The sequence below is a fragment of the Deltaproteobacteria bacterium genome (assembly GCA_020845895.1).
GTDB lineage: Bacteria > Lernaellota > Lernaellaia > JACKCT01 > JACKCT01 > JADLEX01.
Genome location: JADLEX010000034.1, coordinates 1 through 16749, shown reverse-complemented (window position 1 = coordinate 16749; position 16749 = coordinate 1). Strand labels below are relative to the sequence as shown.

Genomic DNA, 16749 nt, shown 5'->3' with positions numbered 1-16749 from the left:
CGTGATTTGTACGAGATCCGAGCCGCCGGGTTCTATCGTCCAAAGATCCCATCGCCCGTCCTCGATGCACTGGAAAACAATTCTATTCCCGGTGGGCGACCAGTTCGGCTGACGGCAATCCCGCTGCGGTGGGGACAGGTCGACGCATTCCTCGCCGCCATCGACGTGACAGCGCACAATGACGCCTTCGCCCTCGATTTCAAGGGGATGGCGTTCAAAGACGATCCAATCGCCGTCCGGCGAGAAAGAGGGCTCGTAGGAAGCCTGGGCCGTGGAATCCGTCACGCGTTCTTCCCCGCCCGGACCCTCGTCTTCGCCGATGACGTAGATTTCGTCGTGCGGTTCGCGCGACGACGAAAATACGATCTCTCCGCGTGCGGCGCTCCACGCCGAGCCCGGCAGGTTCACATTTTCGCTTCCGTCGGAAACCAGCGTTCGGAGGTCGTATCCGTCTGCATCCACGAGCGACAAATCGGCGGGACCCTGGTTGTAACCGTTCCGAAATACGGTCAACAGAAACCGATCTCCGTCAGGGGAAAATGCGGGATTCTGGAGACTTCCGGTCGAGTCGATATTCACGCGGGCCGCACCGTCGGGCCGCGGCTCGGAATTCGGGTCGTCATCCGATTCCCCGCCCGCCGAGTCCGAACATCCGCCGAACGCATACGCAGCCGCGATACAAGCAAACGCCAGAACGATCGCGGTGCGCGTTATTCGTCGACCGGATCGGGAAATCACGGGCACGATCCCGCGGCGTCGATACGCGGATGCCCTCTTCACGGCCGCACGCACCTCGGGGCGAAACTGTATCCGACCAGATCGGAATGGATGCCGCCGTACCCGAAATCCACGTTCCACACTTCGCCCTCGGCATCGGTCACCGGGGTCGAAGACCAATACCAATAGACATCGCCGGAGTATTCGCCGGGCCAATACGCGCCGTTTGGGCCGGGGCCCTGCCCCCATTCGCATCCCGTGCAGAATTCTTCATCCCGGCAGCCGGGCTCCGCGCACTCTCCGGTCACCTTGCAATTCCCGCCGGTCGCGGTCGCCTCGCAACCCGAGATCAGCGAACGCAGTTCGCCGATCGTCGGCAAGCGCCAGTCGTCCCAGTCGCCCTGCGTCAGATCCTCGCAATAGGCAAGCGCGCCATCCCATGTCATGTATGCGTCCGCCGGCGGGTTCTGCCACTGAATGTCCGCCCCCAACGAGTCGTCATCCCCTTCACCCTCCGTCTTTGTGTAGGCAGAGCAGTCTCCACTCGCATGAGCGCCTAAGGCAGCGTCCGGACGAGGCGGAAGCCCAGGTGGTCATGACGGTTTCCCGGATCGTAATTGTTGAAACGGTAGGCCGATCGGGCTTCCTGGGCGTAATTGAAATAACTTCCCCCGCGGATGACGCGGCTCGTTCCGTCGGCCGCTCCCTCGGGGTCCGTGATATCGCCGGGATAGGGCCCCAACCAGTCCCACACCCACTCCCACACGTTTCCGCTCATATCGAAAAATCCCCAGGCGTTCGGCGTTTTCTGTCCGATCGCCCTCGTGACGCCGGAGGAGTTCCCGCAGTACCACCCGATCTGGTCCAGGTTCAAATCCGTCGGAGAGCAGAGAAGATCGACGATAGGGCCGCTGTAAAATGCCGTCGTCGTCCCAGCGCGTGCCGCGTACTCCCATTCCGCTTCCGTGGGCAACCGATAACCGTCGCAGTCGTAAACGGAGGACGATCCGTTGAGCGCCACGGTCGCCGCCTCGATACCGCCCCGAGCGGCGTTCATACATTCGAGGTAGTCCGTTTCGGCATTCGTCGAATCTTCGCACACGACGTCGCTCAAATCGTAGCACGGAGCGTAACCGGCCTCCCCCGACATCTCATTCGCGTAGGCCAACGCATCATACCAGCTCAAGGATTCAGCCGGGCATCCATCCCCGCAGTCCGGACCGCCGCCGTTCGGACCGTAAAAACTCGGATTCCAGCCAAGCAGAGAATCGAATTCTCCCTGGGTCGTTTCGGCGGCGCTCATCTCGAAGTCGCGCGTCAGGGTCACCTGGTGCTGCGTCTCGTCGGGACGGCGCCCAGGCTCGGAATCCGGGCTGCCCATGGTGAACGAGCCGACCGTGACGAGGAGGAATCCTTCGGTAACGTCGTCGTCATCCGCGTCGTCGTCATCCGCGTCGTCGTCATCGTCGCATGAGCATCCCGCGAAGCCCGTGTAACCCGGGATCAACCCGATGAGCGCCACACCGATCCGGAACTGTTTCATCGTCATCGACCACGAGCCCTTTATTGCGAGGTGCGGCCCGGTCGCCCGCGAACGGGCGACCGGCACCCCAATCTCCTCCGAACAACGCCGGGGAGTTTTGTTGATTTCGCCGCTTTCCGTGTTCCGTCGTGCCCTCGTTCCGGTGGCCTAGATCGCCGGCAATGTCCGGACCAATCGGAAACCGACGGAGGGGTATACGAACTCCGGGTCCGACCACCCTCGCCGGGCCAAACGACATGTCCATGGCTCACAAGAGTAGCAACAGCCGCGCAGCGACCGATCCGTCCCCGAATCCGCGCCTTCCGGATCCGTCACGTCGCCCACGTTCGGACCATAAAAGTCCTGGTTCCATTCGAAGACATTGCCGAGCATGTCGTACAGGCCCCAATCGTTCTCGAGCTTTTCGCCCACGGGGTGGGTGCCGGACGATCCGGAGTTACCGCAGTACCACGCGATCTCGTTCACGGCGGAATCGACGGGCGAACAATCTATCTCGGTGACTTCTTCGCCGTTATACAGACTGGTCGTGGCTCCCGCGCGCGCCGCATACTCCCACTCGGCCTCGGTGGGCAAACGAAAACCCTCGCATTCATATACTGACGACACGCCGTCCAGTCCCCAGTTCGCCGACCGGATCCCCATCTTCGTGTCGTTCAGACAGTCCTCGTAGTCGTCGACTTCGCTAAGATCGGCGCACTGGACGATTGTCAGCAGATAGCAGGGCGCCAAACCCTCGGCGATGGAAAACCGGTTGGCGTATGCCAGAGCCTCGAACCAGTTGTGGTTCTCGACCGGGCAGTCGCCGCCGCAATCGTCGCCGGCGCCTGACGGACCGAAGAAACTCCGGTTGTAGCCCATCAGGGTCTCCCATTCGTCCTGCGTCGTTTCGAAAACGCTCATCTCGAAGTCGTTCGTGAGCGTCACCTCGTGCAGGGTTTCGTCGACCTGGTGAGCAAGTTCATCTTCGGGGCTGCCCATGGTGAACGTCCCGGCGGGGATCAAGGCGAAACCCTCCGTCGTGATGTCGTCATCGCCCGTGTCATCATCCGCGTCGTCATCCGTTGTGTCGTCGTCCGCGCTGTCGTCGTCGGAGTCGTCGTCGCCGGAGTCGTCGTCGCCGGAGTCGTCGTCCGACACGTCGTCGTCGGATTCACCGCCGCCGCCCGAGTCGTCATCATCGTCGCCGCATCCGCAGCCCGCGAAACCCAGAATCATTCCGATGAGCGCCACACCGATCCGGAAAAGTTTCATCGTCATCGATCACGAGCCCTTTCTTGCGAGGTGCGGCCCGGTCCGCATTCGGGACCGGGCCGCTTGATTTCGTGAACTCAGCAACCGCACCCGCCGTCCGCGCTCCCGGCGGGGGCGCTATTCATTCAGTAGCAGTTTTCGACGTAGCAGTTGGATACACAGGATTCGAGCGCGACCGAATCGTTGCATTCCTCGTCGCTCGCCTTGCAGGCGCAAACGCACGACAAGAACCCATCCCCGTCAAGGCAGTCGGCGACGAGGTAGTCATTGCAATCCTCGACCGAGGGGTAGCTTGTCGATTCGCACTGATCCAGCAAATACGTGCAGAAGTTCGATACGGTGCAATCGTCGTCATCGTCGTCAGCATCGTCGTCCGCGTCGTCGTCCATGTCGTCGTCGGCATCGTCGTCGTAGAAACCCTCGTCGATCTGATCGTCGCAGTTGTTGTCGATTTCGTCCTTGATTTCCGTCGCGCCGGGATTCACATCCGCGTCGGAATCGTCGCAATCGACACAACTGTCAAATCCATCCTCATCAGCATCTTCAACGCAGGTCTCGTCTCCCGAGTCGTCGTCGCTTTCATCGTCGTCGTCATCTTCCGGACAACCCGATCCCGTGACGCCGAAGGCGATCGACAGGAGTCCAACCACGATGATCAGGCTTCTCATCCACTGAGCCACACGCATCCCGCACCTCCGTGAGTCTGTTGCTTCCTCTGACGCCCCGAAAAACCGCCGACGCGCGGGGCAACCCGCGTGTTTCGGCCTCTTCGATCGATCCCCGATTCCCGCGCTTATCCACGCACGCACAGCACATTCGGAATGCCGTTCATTTTGTCGTCCCCGTTCACCATGCCGTATTCGAAGTTGACGCCGAACGCTTTGGTGTCCCAATCCGAAATCGTGGTGGACGACCAGTAAAGGCTCCCCACCCCCTGCAATTCGTCCGGCATGTAAAGTCCATCGTTACCGGGGCCGGCGTACCGTTCACAGCCGTCGCATGCGTCGTTACTGCAACTGGTTTCGGTGCACGAGTCCGTCACGCCGCATTCTCCGTCCGGCATCGTCGCGGGGCATCCTCGAATCAGGGAACGCAGTTCGTCGATGCTCGGCAGCCGCCAGTCGTCAAAACCGCCCAGCGAGAGCGATTCGCAGTCATCGATCGCGCCTTCCCAGTGGTTTGAATGGATCATCGGCGGATTCTCCCACATCAGGCCGGAATCCGGATCGCTCCACACGTCGTCATCGTCCGACGTGTCGTCGTCCTCCGCGGTATCGTCGTCCGCGTCGTCGTCGCTGGAGTCGTCGTCCGCGCTGTCGTCGTCGCCGTCGTCATCCGCGTCGTCGTCGCCGGAGTCGTCGTCCGACACGTCGTCGTCGGATTCACCGCCGCCGCCCGAGTCGTCATCATCGTCGCCGCATCCGCAGCCCGCGAAACCCAGGATCATTCCGATGAGCGCCACACCGATCCAGAAATGTTTCATCGTCATTGATTCCGTCCCGTCCGGTTTGAGGTGCGGCCCGGTCCGCATTCGGGACCGGGCCGCGCGATGTTCAGAATTCAGCAACCGCACCCGCTGTCGTCGTCGTCATCGTCGCCGGAGGCATCGTCGTCGCCCGCGGCATCATCGTCGCCCGCGGTGTCGTCATCCGAGTCGTCGTCCATCGCGTCGTCGTCCGAATCGTCATCGTCCGAATCGTCGCAGGACGGGTCCTCGTGCGGCGTGGGCGGCCCGAGCGTCAGCCAGTTATATTCCAGGTCCTCGCTCGTCTCGTCGTGGCTGTCGGGATCGCATCCGTTGTTGTCGCCGCTCTTCTCCTCGGTGCCCTCGTCGGTGGCGCAGCGGTTGAAGGACTTTCCGTCCTCGTGCGCCGCCGCGGCGATGAGCGACTGATCGGCGGCCGGCGTGTCGTCGGCGTAGGCCGATTCGTCGCTGCCCGCGTCGATGCCGTCGATGCTCACGCCGGTCTTGTCCACCACGTTCGACTTGTCGCCCCACAATGCGTAATCGCAGTCGCAGATGAGATCGGAGATGCCGTTCCAGCGGTAGAGCGTCAGGGCTTCGCCCGTTTTCGACAGATCGCCCTGATCCGCCACCGAGCCGGAAAACGCCTCTTCCATGATCGCGCCCGTACCGGTGTGAAGCAGGTACTGCGGGGGGCCGCCGTAGACGGAAACGAAATCGTCGCCCGGCACGATGGAAACGACCTGCCGCTCGCCGGGGGCGATATACGCGTTCGGGGGAAACTTGGCGTTGAAGTAACCGGCCGATCCGGACTTCGTGTCGACCGTGGCGTCCTGTTTCACCACGCCGTAGTACTCGGGCGAGTTCGACAGGAAGAGGTCGGAGAGCGGAAGCGATTCGGCGTACGGATTCACGATCTCGACGAACTGACCGCCATCGGGCGCGGCCACGATCTCGGACAGAAGCGGACAACGGTTCTCGTTGAAAACCACGAGATCGTCATCGTCGTCGTCATCGTCGTCGCCATCGTCGTCCTCGCCGCCGCCGCCGTCGTCGTCGCCCTGGTTGGGATCGTCGATCTCGTACACCAGCCAGTCGCAGTAAGTCATGTCGGCGTCGGAGCCCTCCTCGCCGATGGTCACCGGCCATGAACCCTGAATCGGCTCGTTCGGACCATAGATGATCGGGTTGTCGTTCGTCCCGAACAGATCGCGCCGATTGGATTCGGGATCGGGTCCGTCGCTGGTGCCGTTGGAATCGCAGATGAAGACGCGCAGCGACGCGCCGCCCGGAAGCGCGCGCATGTTGATCGACGCCTTGAACTGCTTCGTCTTCTTGCCGTTGAGATCGTTGTTGATGTCCGGGTGCAGCGCGATCTTCGGGTTGACGATCCAGTCCCCGTCGCCGCCGCCGACGATCTTCCAGCCCTCGTTATCCTTTCCGATCCAGCCCGCGTCGTCGCCGCACGTGAAGTGCGGGTCTTCCCACCGCTGGTCGAACGGGCACCACACCATCGGCTCGATCCACCAGTCCATGTTCCAGTAGAAGTCGACAAAGTAGTCCCAGCCGTTGGCGTCGTCGCCGTGGTTCTCGGGGTTGCCGTTCGTGTCTTTCGGCCAGTTGTACGGCGCTTCCGCGAACGCGGACGACGCGGCGAGCAGAGTCGCGACGACGACCGTCGCCGCAAGAACCAAAACCCTTAGATTGCGCATGTTCGATCCTCCTTGGAATTGCCTTGCCGGCTCGTTGATTCCAAACACCGTGCACCACCGACTCCGCTTTACGCCGGGTATCCAGTTGAAACGGCGTGTTGCCGATCTTCCTCCGAATACGTCCGATGCAAATCCGCAAAGCGGATATCGATATGGAAATACTAACGTAACCGTTAGTACGGACAGCGCGTCGTCGCCATGACAACGGCCATACTGGGGGCGATTTTGGAATGAACTGGGGATCTGAATTTCTAGTAACTCAAAATATCTTGCCGGTGGATCGGGAATGCTGCGCCGCATGCCGGGACGAAATGAATCTTGTCGGCCCCAAAGACGACCGAATCCCGTCGAGGCGTCGATCTATCCTCGAAGCACTGCGTCGAGGATCATCAGGGCAAACAGGGCGTAGAGGTAGCGGATCGACGCGAGAAAGACGCGGCGGTCGTCACGGTCGTTGCGAGCGCGGATCGCCCGGACGACGGCGTGAACGAAGTACGCGCCGAGCGCTGTCGCGCCGACGGCGTAGATCGTTCCGGAGATGTGCGTCGCCCAGGGGAGCAGGGTCACCGGCCACATGAGCAGCGCGTAGGCCAGTTGACGCCACCTGGTGCCGTCCTCGCCGACCGCCGCCGGCATCATCGGCAGGCCCGCCGCGGCGTATTCATCGCGTCGGTACAGGGCGATCGCCCAGAAGTGCGGCGGCGTCCACAGGAAGATGATGGCGAATAGGATGTATCCCACGAGGCCGGGCTGTCCGTGAATCGCGGCGTCGACGATGAGGGGAGCGGAAGCGCCCGCCGCCCCGCCGATCACGATGTTCTGCACGGTGCGCGGCTTGAGCCAGGCGGTGTAGATCGCGATGTAGAACGCGATGACCGCCGCGCCGATGATCCCCGCCGTCGCGGAACCGCCGACCCAGAGCAGCCCGACCGCGACCGCGGTGAGCACCAGCCCGCAGAGCAGGGCGCCGCGAGGAGATACGCGACCAGACGGGATGGGGCGATTCTTTGTGCGCTCCATGAACTTGTCGGATTCGCGTTCGACCCAGGCGTTGAGCACACCGCACGCCGCACCGACGAAAAAAATCCCGGCGAATACGAGGGCGAGTTTCGCCGCCGACGGCAACTCCGGCCGTCCCAGCGCCAGAACGGGCGCTCCCGTGAACCCGACGAGGAGGATGATCCGCGCGCGCGTCAGTTCGAAGTACGCCGCCATCGTCCGGCCGATCCGCCGAATCACGCTCGCCGCATCATCCGATGCCCATCGCGTGGTCTTCAACGTCAATTCGGTCATGATTGACCTCCGTGAAAAACGATGCCGGTGAGACGATCGAACAGCACCACGACGCGATCAGAACCCTCGACGCGCACCGTCCGTTCCTCTCGCCAGGTCCACTCGCTTCCGTCGGGTGTTTCGCCGATCGCTACGGCCACGCGATGCTCACCCGGAGAAATCGTCGTGCGTTCCACGGCGACACTGTTGCCGTCACCCCAGATTCCCCGCGGTTCGTAGGAGAACTCGCGAGCGGGTTCGTCGTCGATTTCGATGCGAAGCCGCACGGGCGAGCGGCGACGTTCGCAAATCCGGTCTCGTCGCATGTGCGGCGGCAGTTCGAGCTTCTCGGCTTCGCTGAGGGTGCGGCAATCTTCGCTGACATGCCCCGGGTGCTTGAGCGAGACGACGAGCTCGGCCCCGTGCGCGGGGGGATTCGGATACGGCGCGTCGCTGCCGACGACGATGGTCGCAGTCAAAACCACGGCCACAATGGCGGCGGCGACGTAACGCGCGACGGCGGGCATCGCGCGCCGGGGCGCGTTCGCCGTATCGCCGCGACACGCCTCGGCGACGGCGAAGAGCTTCGAGCGTTCCCCCGGCGCGAGTTCCACGCGGCGGATCGCGGCCGCGTCAGCACGCTCCTCGCGAAAAACGGGCTTGCGCTCGCCGGCGTGGCGCAGGCGCGTCCACTTCGCCCCTTCGCGATAGCGGCACATGCCCTCGGGACAACTGACGATCAACACCGATCGCGCGCCGCGCTTCAGGGCGCGTTCGATCGTCATCGCGTGAACCCAACCCGCGCATGGCGCCATGAGCACCACAAAGCCGGGAAGCTGCTCGCAGCGGCCCGTCTCGGGGTTCACCCTCAGGTCGCCGCCCGCGGAGTCCGCACCGACGACCGCGAGGATCGGCGCCTCGCCCGACGCCGCGGCGAGTTGAAGCCACGTCTCGATCCGTCGTCGCTGCTCCTGGACGTCGAACCACGGCAACCCGACGCCGTTGGAGTCGCACGAACCCGCGCAGATGCCGCATCCAACGCATCGGCTGGCGATCACCTGCGCCTGTTCCGGAATGTCCTTGCCGTCCGTGCGCGCAACCATCTGGATTGCGTTGTAGGGACAGTCGGAAAAGCACTGGCGGCACGCATTGCAACGCGAAACCTCGACGTGCGCCACGCGTGCGCGTCCCCGCGTGACCAACCACGGAATCGGAAACAGGGCGATCGCCCCGCCGACGAGGATTGCCCACAGCCCCGCGCCGCCGAAACGGTCCGTCAACATGATCGGCGCGAGATACCAGTGATCGAGGGTCGCGGCGCTCGCGGGCGAGAGCATGCTTGCGCGCGGCGAGCTGGTTGCGGGCCAGGCGAGCGACATCGCCACGAACGCCGCGGCAAGCGCGATCGACAGACCCTTTCCCGTGAGAAATGCGGGTCGGGCGACGCGCGCCACATGAAGCCACAGGACGACAGCCATGACGAGCGGGATAAGCATATGCAGGAAGAAGACCACAAAGAACAGCAACGAATTGACGCTCTCGTCGGTCAGGAACCCGCGCGAGAACGGATCGGCGAAGATGGGCAGGACATCCAGCATCTTCGCGGTGCCCAGGGCGATGGCCTGCGCTCGGGTATCCCAGATGAGCCAGTAGCCGAGCCAGCCGACGAACCACAGGATGCCGACGGACGCGATGCCCGTGATCCACGCCAGCCACCGCGCGCCCGTGAATCGGCGGGCCGCGAAGAGCCTGAGGGCGTGCAGCAGCGCGAAAGCCATGCATGCGTCGGACGTATAGCGGTGCAGCGAACGCACGAGCCCGGCGGTCCAAGGCGAGCCGGCCATCGCCTCGACCGAAGACCACGCCTGATGCACGCTGGACGAATACCAGATGAGCAGCACGATACCCGTCGCCGTCGCCGCGAGAAACGAGACGCTCGCGATGGCGCCGCTTTGCGTGATCGGGTTTAAGGAATGGGGAAACACGACGCCGAGTGCGGACTCGGCGCGCGTGATCGCGAAATCGACAACGCGCAGAATGCGCTCACCGAGCACCGGGGGATCGACACGGATGGGCTCGAATTGCGGGATCGCCCCTGGATGGGGGAGTCGGTTCCGTCGCATCGCCCCCGTTTCGATGTTCTCGATCAAGGCATCACCCCATCGGGGCCACGGGTTCGGCGAGCAAAACCTTCAGGGCGGAGACGAGCCACCTTTGCTGTCGCTCGCCCAGCGACAATCGGTAGGCGATGTATCCGGAGCGGTCGATCAGGATGAAGAGGTTGGCGTGGTCGATCGCTCCGGTCTCCGGGTTGCGCGTGCGCGCGATGGAGAACCGATCCAGGAGCTCGTTGACGGTATTCGGCTCGCCCGTCACGAGGCGGTAAAGCGGCGCGGCGATCTCCTGGCCCTTCGCCATTTCCGCGAGAACCCCGGGCGTGTCGTTTTCGGGGTCGAGAGTGATTGCCAGGACGGAAAGATCGCTTCTTTGGGCGTCGGTCAGTTCGGCGACCGACTTTTTCGTTTGGCCCATTATCATCGGGCATGTGTAGCCGCAGGTGGCATAGACGGCGGTGACAAGAACCACCCGGCCTCGCAGCGAAGCGAGATCCACGCCCTTGCCATTCTGATCGGTGAGCGAAAAACCCGGCGCGGCGAAGGCCGTCCGTAGTTCTTCCGCCGGAAAAGGCAATTCCGTGTCGGCCGGCGCGGACTTGAACGCGGCGAATCCCGCGCCGCAGGCCAAGACGAGCACAAATGCGGCCGAGGCGTATGGCGCGAGCGCCAGCGGACGGCGAAGCACCTCGCGCAGCGGCTGTCGCCAGAACGCGTAGATCACCGCGCCAAGGATCAGGGGCTGCGTGAGAAACATGACGAGGTAACCGGCTTCCATCCTTCCGGTCGCCGGATCGTACCCGAAGCACCAGATGCGGAAGTCTTCGGCGAATGCACCCAGCGCGCCATCGGACGGCGGGATGAAGATCAGCGCGACCTCGAACACGAGGTACATCCCGACGACGCACAACATGAACGACGGAAAGCGCCAACTGTCGAAGAATACGCGAATCGCATCGAACATCCGTCGAAAAATTCCTGCCGCCATGATGAGTTCAGCCTTATGGAGGAAGTTGCCGTGAGAAAGTCGGCCGGGGTCTCCCGCGGCCGACGGATGGATCGGATCAGCGCACGTGCCAGACGTCGGCGAGCGCCTTCCAGTTCGCGAAGTAGTAGATGGCGAAGGAGGCAAGGAACACGAGCACGAAGACGAGCGTGCCGGGCGTCTTGTGTTCCTCGGCATCGTGCTCGTGACGGATGTTGACCGCTGTCGCCGACGCGGACGCGATCTCCACGGTCGACTTCGACCAGGGCGTCATGGCGCGACCGGCGTTCGACTCGCCCAGAAACACCGCGTGCACCGTGAGCAGGATGAAGGTCAGCAATCCGAGGAACGCAAGGACCGATCCGATGCCCATGATGCCCAGCATGACGTGGGCGCCGGGATCGAAACCCGCCGCAAACTGCGCGCCGGTGAACTCCACATCCCAGTGCCGCCGCGGAACGCCGTACGATCCGGCGAAGGACATTCCGAGCGCCATCGTCGTGATGCCGCCGGCGAACAGATACGGTTGAATGCGCGCGAGACCTCGGAACGAATACTCGCGCCGGAAAATCAGCGGCACCACGTAGTAGGCGAGTCCCATGAAGGCGAGCGATGTGCCGCCGACGACCGTGGCGTGGAAGTGGCCGGGGATGCGCAGCGTGTTGTGCGCGAGGATGTTGATCTGCTGCGTGCCAAGGGTGACGCCGGTGATGCCGCCGAGGAATCCGAAGATCACGAGCGACAGGAAGAACGCCGAGAAGCCGGGATTTCCCCAGGGCGCGGAGGCGATCCAGCCGAAGAGTCCGCGGTTGTAGCCCTTCGAACGCATCGAGGATTCCACCGAGGCCGGGACGGTGAAGCCGTGGATCATGGACGCGAGCACCGCAAGGTACATCGCGTAGGAGGTGTTCCAGATCTTCCAGCCGGCGCTGACGCCCGGATCGACGAGCAGGTGATGCGCCGACGCCAGATTGATGAATAGGATATAGAGCACGAACGCGCCGCGGCAGACCGCCTGGTTGAGCGGCTTCGCGCCGGTCGTGACCGTGGCGAGGAAATACCAGCACGCGACCATCGCGCAGACGTTGACCTGCTGAGACTGATGGCCGAGGCCCCACCAGACGAGCCGGTACCAGCCGGGGTCCGGCGCGCCCACGAGGCCGATCGACCACAGGAATGTCGGGATCATGACGATCGCGCCGTGCAGGAGCGTGACGACGGCGATGACGGCCGCGGCGATGGCGCCGAAGACGACGAGCGGGACGGAGCCTTCGTACGTGTGATCGCGCTTGGCGATGTAGATTGTGGCGAAGAAGTTGAACACGCCGATCAGCGTGCCGACCGCGACGAGGATGATGCCGAGGTAGAACACCGGGTGCGCCATGAGCGGTACGTACGACGTCATGAGCACGTCGGCCTTGCCGAGCAGGATGACCGCGTCGACCATCAGTGCGCCCGACAGCATCATCCCGAAGGTCACCCAGGCGATTTTCGCGGAGAAGAGACGACTATTGAGCAGCACGGTGGACGCGAAGTACAGAATCGCGACCTCGAAGAACAGGATCCAGAAGATCAGCATGTTCAGGCCGTGCAGGGTCAGGATGCGGTAGTACCAGTCCGCGGGCAGCAGATGAACGCTCGGCCAGCGCGTGAGGCCGAGCAGGAGCGCCGCAATTCCGCCCACGAGCAGGAAGACGACCGCGAAAACCGCTTGGAGCTTGATGAATTTTTCGGCGACGAGGCAGACCGGCAGGCCCGTTGTGTCGCACGAACGGACCATGCCGAAGGCGTGATTGCCTTTCGCGGGCGCGGCGGCCGCGCGACGACCGGGAATCGCCGCGTCGATGCTGATGTCCACATTGGCCATGGTGATTCCCCTTATTCCACGATGATGCGGCCGGTCATCGTGTGGTGACCGATGCCGCAGAACTCGTTGCAGATGATCGAATAGAGACCCGTCGCGGTCGGCGTGATCGTCAGGACGTGGTCATAGCCCGGGAGGATCTGGAAATTCATGTTGACCGGCTGAAGAGAGAAGCCGTGCTGGATGTCCATCGACGAAACGTGCAGGCGGTAGGTCTGGCCCTTGCGCAGTTTCAGGATCGGCCAGAAGCGCCACATCTGCGCCATCAGGTAGGCGTCCTGACCCGGCGCGGGTTCGACGATCGCCACGCCGTTCTCTTCGCCGACCTTGTTCGTTTCGATGAAACGATTGACGCGTTCGTAGAACGCCATCGGGGTCACCCGATACGACTCGCCGGTACTGTTCTGTTTTCCCTTGAAATGCCAGTACGGCATCATCAGGAACATCACGAGGCACCAGGCCAGCGCGAGGCCGACCCAGAGCCGTTCGGCGCCCGTGGGCGCCTTGAACCATCCCGCGGCGGGACTCTGAATGCTCATGTCCGTTCTCCTCCCCTCACGGCAGCTTGGCCGGGGCCATCAGGGCCAGTTCGATCCAGCCCCAAGCGGTGTAAGACAAAAACGGGATGAGCAGCCCGAGCGCCAGAAGGAGCCACGGATTGTCCATCAACCTTTGAAGAGGATGCCGGTCAGCGCTTTCAGTCGCCATTTCGCCCTCCCGATGGGTTGAACGCCCCGGCGCGCGCGCGACGTCCCATGCGCCCGGGCCATGATCCACAAAAACAAAACGCCCCCGGCGACGGCGAACATGCCGCCCGTCGCCATGATTCCGAGCCCCACTTTTTCCGTCAGGGTGCGAACGTGCTGCTCGACGCCGTAGGTCTTGCGCGCGAGTCCCTGCATGCCCGCGAGGCCGAATCCCAGCGCGAAGACAACCTGCCCGAATCCGTAGATGGACGGTTGCCAGGCGGCAACTCGGCGAATCGTGCCGGTCATCGGCAAGCGTCCCCAATTCGTGAGAAGCAGGTAAGACGTGGCCATGTAGGCCACCGTCACCGCGCCGATCGACGCGTGGTAATGCGCGGGAATGACCGTCGTCGATCCGCGAATCGCCGCGCCGAACACGAAGCCCGCCACGGACAGACCGGCGCTGGCGGCGAAACCGCGCAGCCACGGTTCGCGCCACGCCGCCGCGAGATCGAAACCGTTCTTCCGCTCACGGTGTATCGCGTGAATGCACAGACCGAGAAGCACGAGGACGAAGGGAAAGATCCCGAACTGCATCAGTCGCGTGAACAACACGCGGTGCAGGCCCGTGTCGGTTCCCTGCGCGGTCCAGATCGGTGCGAGGGAAAGGGGTAAGAGAAAAATGGCGTAGAGAACGGCTGCGACGCGCGGCGGGATCGGCTCGCGCCCCAGCGCTCGGCCCAGCAGCAGGAACCAACACGCGGTCATCGCCGCGACGTTGGCGAATTGCAGAACGTGACCGCCGCCCCAGAAGAGGAACTCGTACCGCGCATCAGCGGGCAGGCCGGCAGGCGTCACGCGGGCGGCGACGGCGAATGTCAGCATGGCGAGCAGATAGGCAATCGCCGCCGCACGAACTCCGTGGCGCGTTGCGGTCGGTATCCAATCCGGAGTTCCCGCCGCGATACCGGATCGAAATAACGTCCAGAGTCCGGGAATCAGAGAGGCAAAAAAAGCCGCGAGCCCGACGAGAAACAGGCTGTGATCGACAACCGGGATGTAGTTGGACAGGACCGTGGGCGCCCAAGTGACGAACGGAACGGCAATGATCAGGGAGATTCCGAGGACCGCCGACCCGAGCCCCAAGGCATCGCATTTCCGCGATTGCCGATCGGCACGAACGACATGAACCAGCACGCCGAGAAACGCGTAAAACCACACCATGAACGCGAGGTTGACATGGACGACCAGCGACCGCTTGAATAGGTCCGCGTCCGGCAGACGCTGATCGAGGGGCGGGGTGCGTCCCGCGACGAGGACGATCGAGAACAAACCCGCGAGAATGAGGCTGAAAACGGAGAGTTTCAGCCATCGGCGAGCCGTTTCCGGAGTTGTTGTGCGAGTCGGGTTGTCCATCGTCGCCCGTGGCGCGGCTTCACGCGGTTGACGCTCAATAGAGTTTGGACTCTACTGAGGAGACGGTCTGTGCGAATTGACGCAGGTCAAAGGCGACGTGCGAAGTCGAATTTATGTAACCGATAGTACGAAGTTTTTCTGCCCAATTATCAGGCCGTTGAAAAACCCTGTTTTCGCGCCGATGGGCGCGTGACGAGACTCGCCGGGGAGCGCGATTGACGGTGTCGGCGGATAGAATTGCGGAGAACGAGGAGGCTCACGGGCTTCTCGCGGCCCGGATTTCAGGCCGTTTTTACGTTCCGGGCGGAACTTCGCCTTGCGGATCAGGCGGCGACGGGAATTTGCTCGGCGGCGGGGAGGCCGGGTGGCCCCGTGTCGAGTTCCCTCGCGGCGAGCAGCCGCGCGGTGCGCAGGATGTTGTACGCGGTGGCGACGAGGTATCCGGCCATCTGCACCTTGTCGATTCCGCGCAGCCTTGTCTTCCGGAAATTTCCCGTGGTCTTCACCCAGCCGAAAATCTCCTCGATCGTTTTTCGGATTCGCTGGCTCATCGCGTAGCCCGTGGTTGCGGCGGTCGCATCGTCGAGCGACGTTCCTTTTTTCCTTCTCGCGACGTGCGGCGTGATGCCGCGCTCGCGGCAGCCGTTCACGAAGGCGTGCGTGTCGTAGCCTTTGTCGGCGCCGACGGTGATTTGCTGACCGATCTTGCCGCGAATCCGGGCGCCGTCGAGCATGGCGAGCGCGGCCTCGCTCTCGCTGATACCCACGGCGGATGTGACCCAGAAATCGCGCACGAGTCCGTGGCGGTTGTCCATCAGCGCGTGCGCGGCGAAGGACAGGCGCGCCTCGCGGCCATCGCCCTTACGCACGAGTTTGGCGTCGGGGTCGGTGGTCGACTCGTGCGTGTCGTTGGTGCGCGTCTCGCCGGAGAAATCGACCCACTCGTTGCGTCCGCCGCTCGGCGGATCGGTGTTGGCGTCGTCCTTTTTCCGGAAGCTCTTCATCGACGCCCACGCCTCGATCAGGGTGCCGTCCACGCTGAAATGCTCGTCGGACGCCAGGTCGTTGTCTTTTGCGTAATTCGCGCTCGTGCTCAAAAACTCTCGCGCGATCTCGTGCGCGAAGAGGCGCTCGCGCGCGTAGGTGAACGTCGAGGGGTCCCACACGGGTTCGTCGGCGTGCAGGTCGAGGAACCAGCGATAGAGGAAGTTGAATTCCAGTTCTTCGCACAGGCGCCGCTCGCTGCGGATCGTGAACAGCGCCATGAGTACGTGGGCTTTGAGGAGCCGTTCCGGCGGAATCGACGGCCGGCCCGTGCGCGAATACATGGCGTCGAATCGGGGCGACATCGCCGCGAGCATCGCATCCGCGTGCTGCTTGATCCGACGCAGCGGGTGCGTCGCCGGGATGCGGGCTTCGATGTTCAGGGGGAAGAGGATCGTCGTCTGGGTCGGGGTCTCGCCGCGCATCGTGGCTCCGTCAAACGGGTGATGCCAAATTCTAACCACGATTCAAGCAAGGTCCAGGTCGAGGCGCGAGTTTTTCAACGGCCTGCTACACCGATCGGCACAGTGTTTGCCGGGTTTCCCAACGCGGGGGAGGCGTGGATCGCGAACGGCACACGCGGTTCGGCCGGGCGATGAATCCGCTGGGTGTGGAGATGATTCCCGCCGGCAGTCGGCGGGCGCGGGGCCGCGGGGCATCGGATTTACCGCTTCGGAAGG

13 protein-coding genes and 1 pseudogene are annotated in these 16749 nt (G+C 63.3%); all 14 read right to left on the bottom strand.

Translation table 11 applies throughout. The annotated features are described in order from the left end of the window. Positions 1-513: PD40 domain-containing protein (locus tag IT350_04285; protein MCC6157247.1), on the bottom strand; the 513-nt coding region annotated here is incomplete at its 3' end. Between the two features lie 263 nt (positions 514-776). Then, positions 777-1208 (bottom strand): DUF1566 domain-containing protein, encoded by a 432-nt coding sequence (locus IT350_04280; protein ID MCC6157246.1) that lies wholly within the window; start codon positions 1206-1208, stop codon positions 777-779. A 65-nt stretch (positions 1209-1273) separates the two neighbouring features. Further along, entirely contained in the window at positions 1274-2326 is a 1053-nt protein-coding gene (locus IT350_04275; protein ID MCC6157245.1) for a formylglycine-generating enzyme family protein, read from the bottom strand. An 81-nt stretch (positions 2327-2407) separates the two neighbouring features. Next, positions 2408-3517 carry a formylglycine-generating enzyme family protein gene (locus tag IT350_04270; protein ID MCC6157244.1) on the bottom strand — a complete coding sequence of 370 codons (1110 nt, stop codon included), beginning with the start codon at positions 3515-3517 and terminating at the stop codon, positions 2408-2410. Positions 3518-3636: 119 nt separating this feature from the next. Next, positions 3637-4197, bottom strand: a complete 561-nt coding sequence (locus IT350_04265; GenBank protein MCC6157243.1) for a putative metal-binding motif-containing protein — start codon at positions 4195-4197, stop codon at positions 3637-3639. Between the two features lie 107 nt (positions 4198-4304). Further along, the gene (locus IT350_04260; GenBank protein ID MCC6157242.1) at positions 4305-4994 is read right to left on the bottom strand and encodes a DUF1566 domain-containing protein; all 690 of its coding nucleotides are present in this window, start codon (positions 4992-4994) and stop codon (positions 4305-4307) included. A 77-nt stretch (positions 4995-5071) separates the two neighbouring features. Then, a complete protein-coding gene (locus IT350_04255) occupies positions 5072-6688 on the bottom strand; it encodes a hypothetical protein (GenBank protein MCC6157241.1) in 1617 nt (538 codons plus the stop codon). A 360-nt stretch (positions 6689-7048) separates the two neighbouring features. Then, positions 7049-7981 carry a protoheme IX farnesyltransferase gene (locus tag IT350_04250; GenBank protein ID MCC6157240.1) on the bottom strand — a complete coding sequence of 311 codons (933 nt, stop codon included), beginning with the start codon at positions 7979-7981 and terminating at the stop codon, positions 7049-7051. Next, positions 7978-10110, bottom strand: a complete 2133-nt coding sequence (locus IT350_04245) for a hydrogenase iron-sulfur subunit (GenBank protein ID MCC6157239.1) — start codon at positions 10108-10110, stop codon at positions 7978-7980. Before IT350_04245 ends, IT350_04250 begins: the two co-directional genes overlap by 4 nt. A gap of 4 nt (positions 10111-10114) precedes the next feature. Beyond that, a complete protein-coding gene (locus tag IT350_04240; protein MCC6157238.1) occupies positions 10115-11038 on the bottom strand; it encodes an SCO family protein in 924 nt (307 codons plus the stop codon). A 100-nt stretch (positions 11039-11138) separates the two neighbouring features. Then, a complete protein-coding gene (locus tag IT350_04235) occupies positions 11139-12839 on the bottom strand; it encodes a cbb3-type cytochrome c oxidase subunit I (GenBank protein ID MCC6157237.1) in 1701 nt (566 codons plus the stop codon). Positions 12840-12937: 98 nt separating this feature from the next. Next, positions 12938-13462 carry a cytochrome c oxidase subunit II gene (locus IT350_04230; protein MCC6157236.1) on the bottom strand — a complete coding sequence of 175 codons (525 nt, stop codon included), beginning with the start codon at positions 13460-13462 and terminating at the stop codon, positions 12938-12940. Between the two features lie 126 nt (positions 13463-13588). Continuing rightward, the gene (locus IT350_04225; GenBank protein ID MCC6157235.1) at positions 13589-15025 is read right to left on the bottom strand and encodes a cbb3-type cytochrome c oxidase subunit I; all 1437 of its coding nucleotides are present in this window, start codon (positions 15023-15025) and stop codon (positions 13589-13591) included. Between the two features lie 386 nt (positions 15026-15411). Further along, positions 15412-16494 (bottom strand): annotated as a pseudogene (locus tag IT350_04220) (IS5 family transposase). Positions 16495-16749: the final 255 nt, after the last annotated feature.

Excerpts from the sequence above, each read along its gene's own strand:
- IT350_04260 (MCC6157242.1), bottom strand. The coding sequence starts at position 4,994 with ATGAAACATTTCTGGATCGGTGTGGCGCTCATCGGAATGATCCTGGGT.
- IT350_04255 (MCC6157241.1), bottom strand. The coding sequence starts at position 6,688 with ATGCGCAATCTAAGGGTTTTGGTTCTTGCGGCGACGGTCGTCGTCGCG.
- IT350_04250 (MCC6157240.1), bottom strand. The coding sequence starts at position 7,981 with ATGACCGAATTGACGTTGAAGACCACGCGATGGGCATCGGATGATGCG.
- IT350_04225 (MCC6157235.1), bottom strand. The coding sequence starts at position 15,025 with ATGGACAACCCGACTCGCACAACAACTCCGGAAACGGCTCGCCGATGG.
- IT350_04230 (MCC6157236.1), bottom strand. The coding sequence starts at position 13,462 with ATGAGCATTCAGAGTCCCGCCGCGGGATGGTTCAAGGCGCCCACGGGC.
- IT350_04235 (MCC6157237.1), bottom strand. The coding sequence starts at position 12,839 with ATGGTCCGTTCGTGCGACACAACGGGCCTGCCGGTCTGCCTCGTCGCC.
- IT350_04240 (MCC6157238.1), bottom strand. The coding sequence starts at position 11,038 with ATGTTCGATGCGATTCGCGTATTCTTCGACAGTTGGCGCTTTCCGTCG.
- IT350_04265 (MCC6157243.1), bottom strand. The coding sequence starts at position 4,197 with ATGCGTGTGGCTCAGTGGATGAGAAGCCTGATCATCGTGGTTGGACTC.
- IT350_04270 (MCC6157244.1), bottom strand. The coding sequence starts at position 3,517 with ATGACGATGAAACTTTTCCGGATCGGTGTGGCGCTCATCGGAATGATT.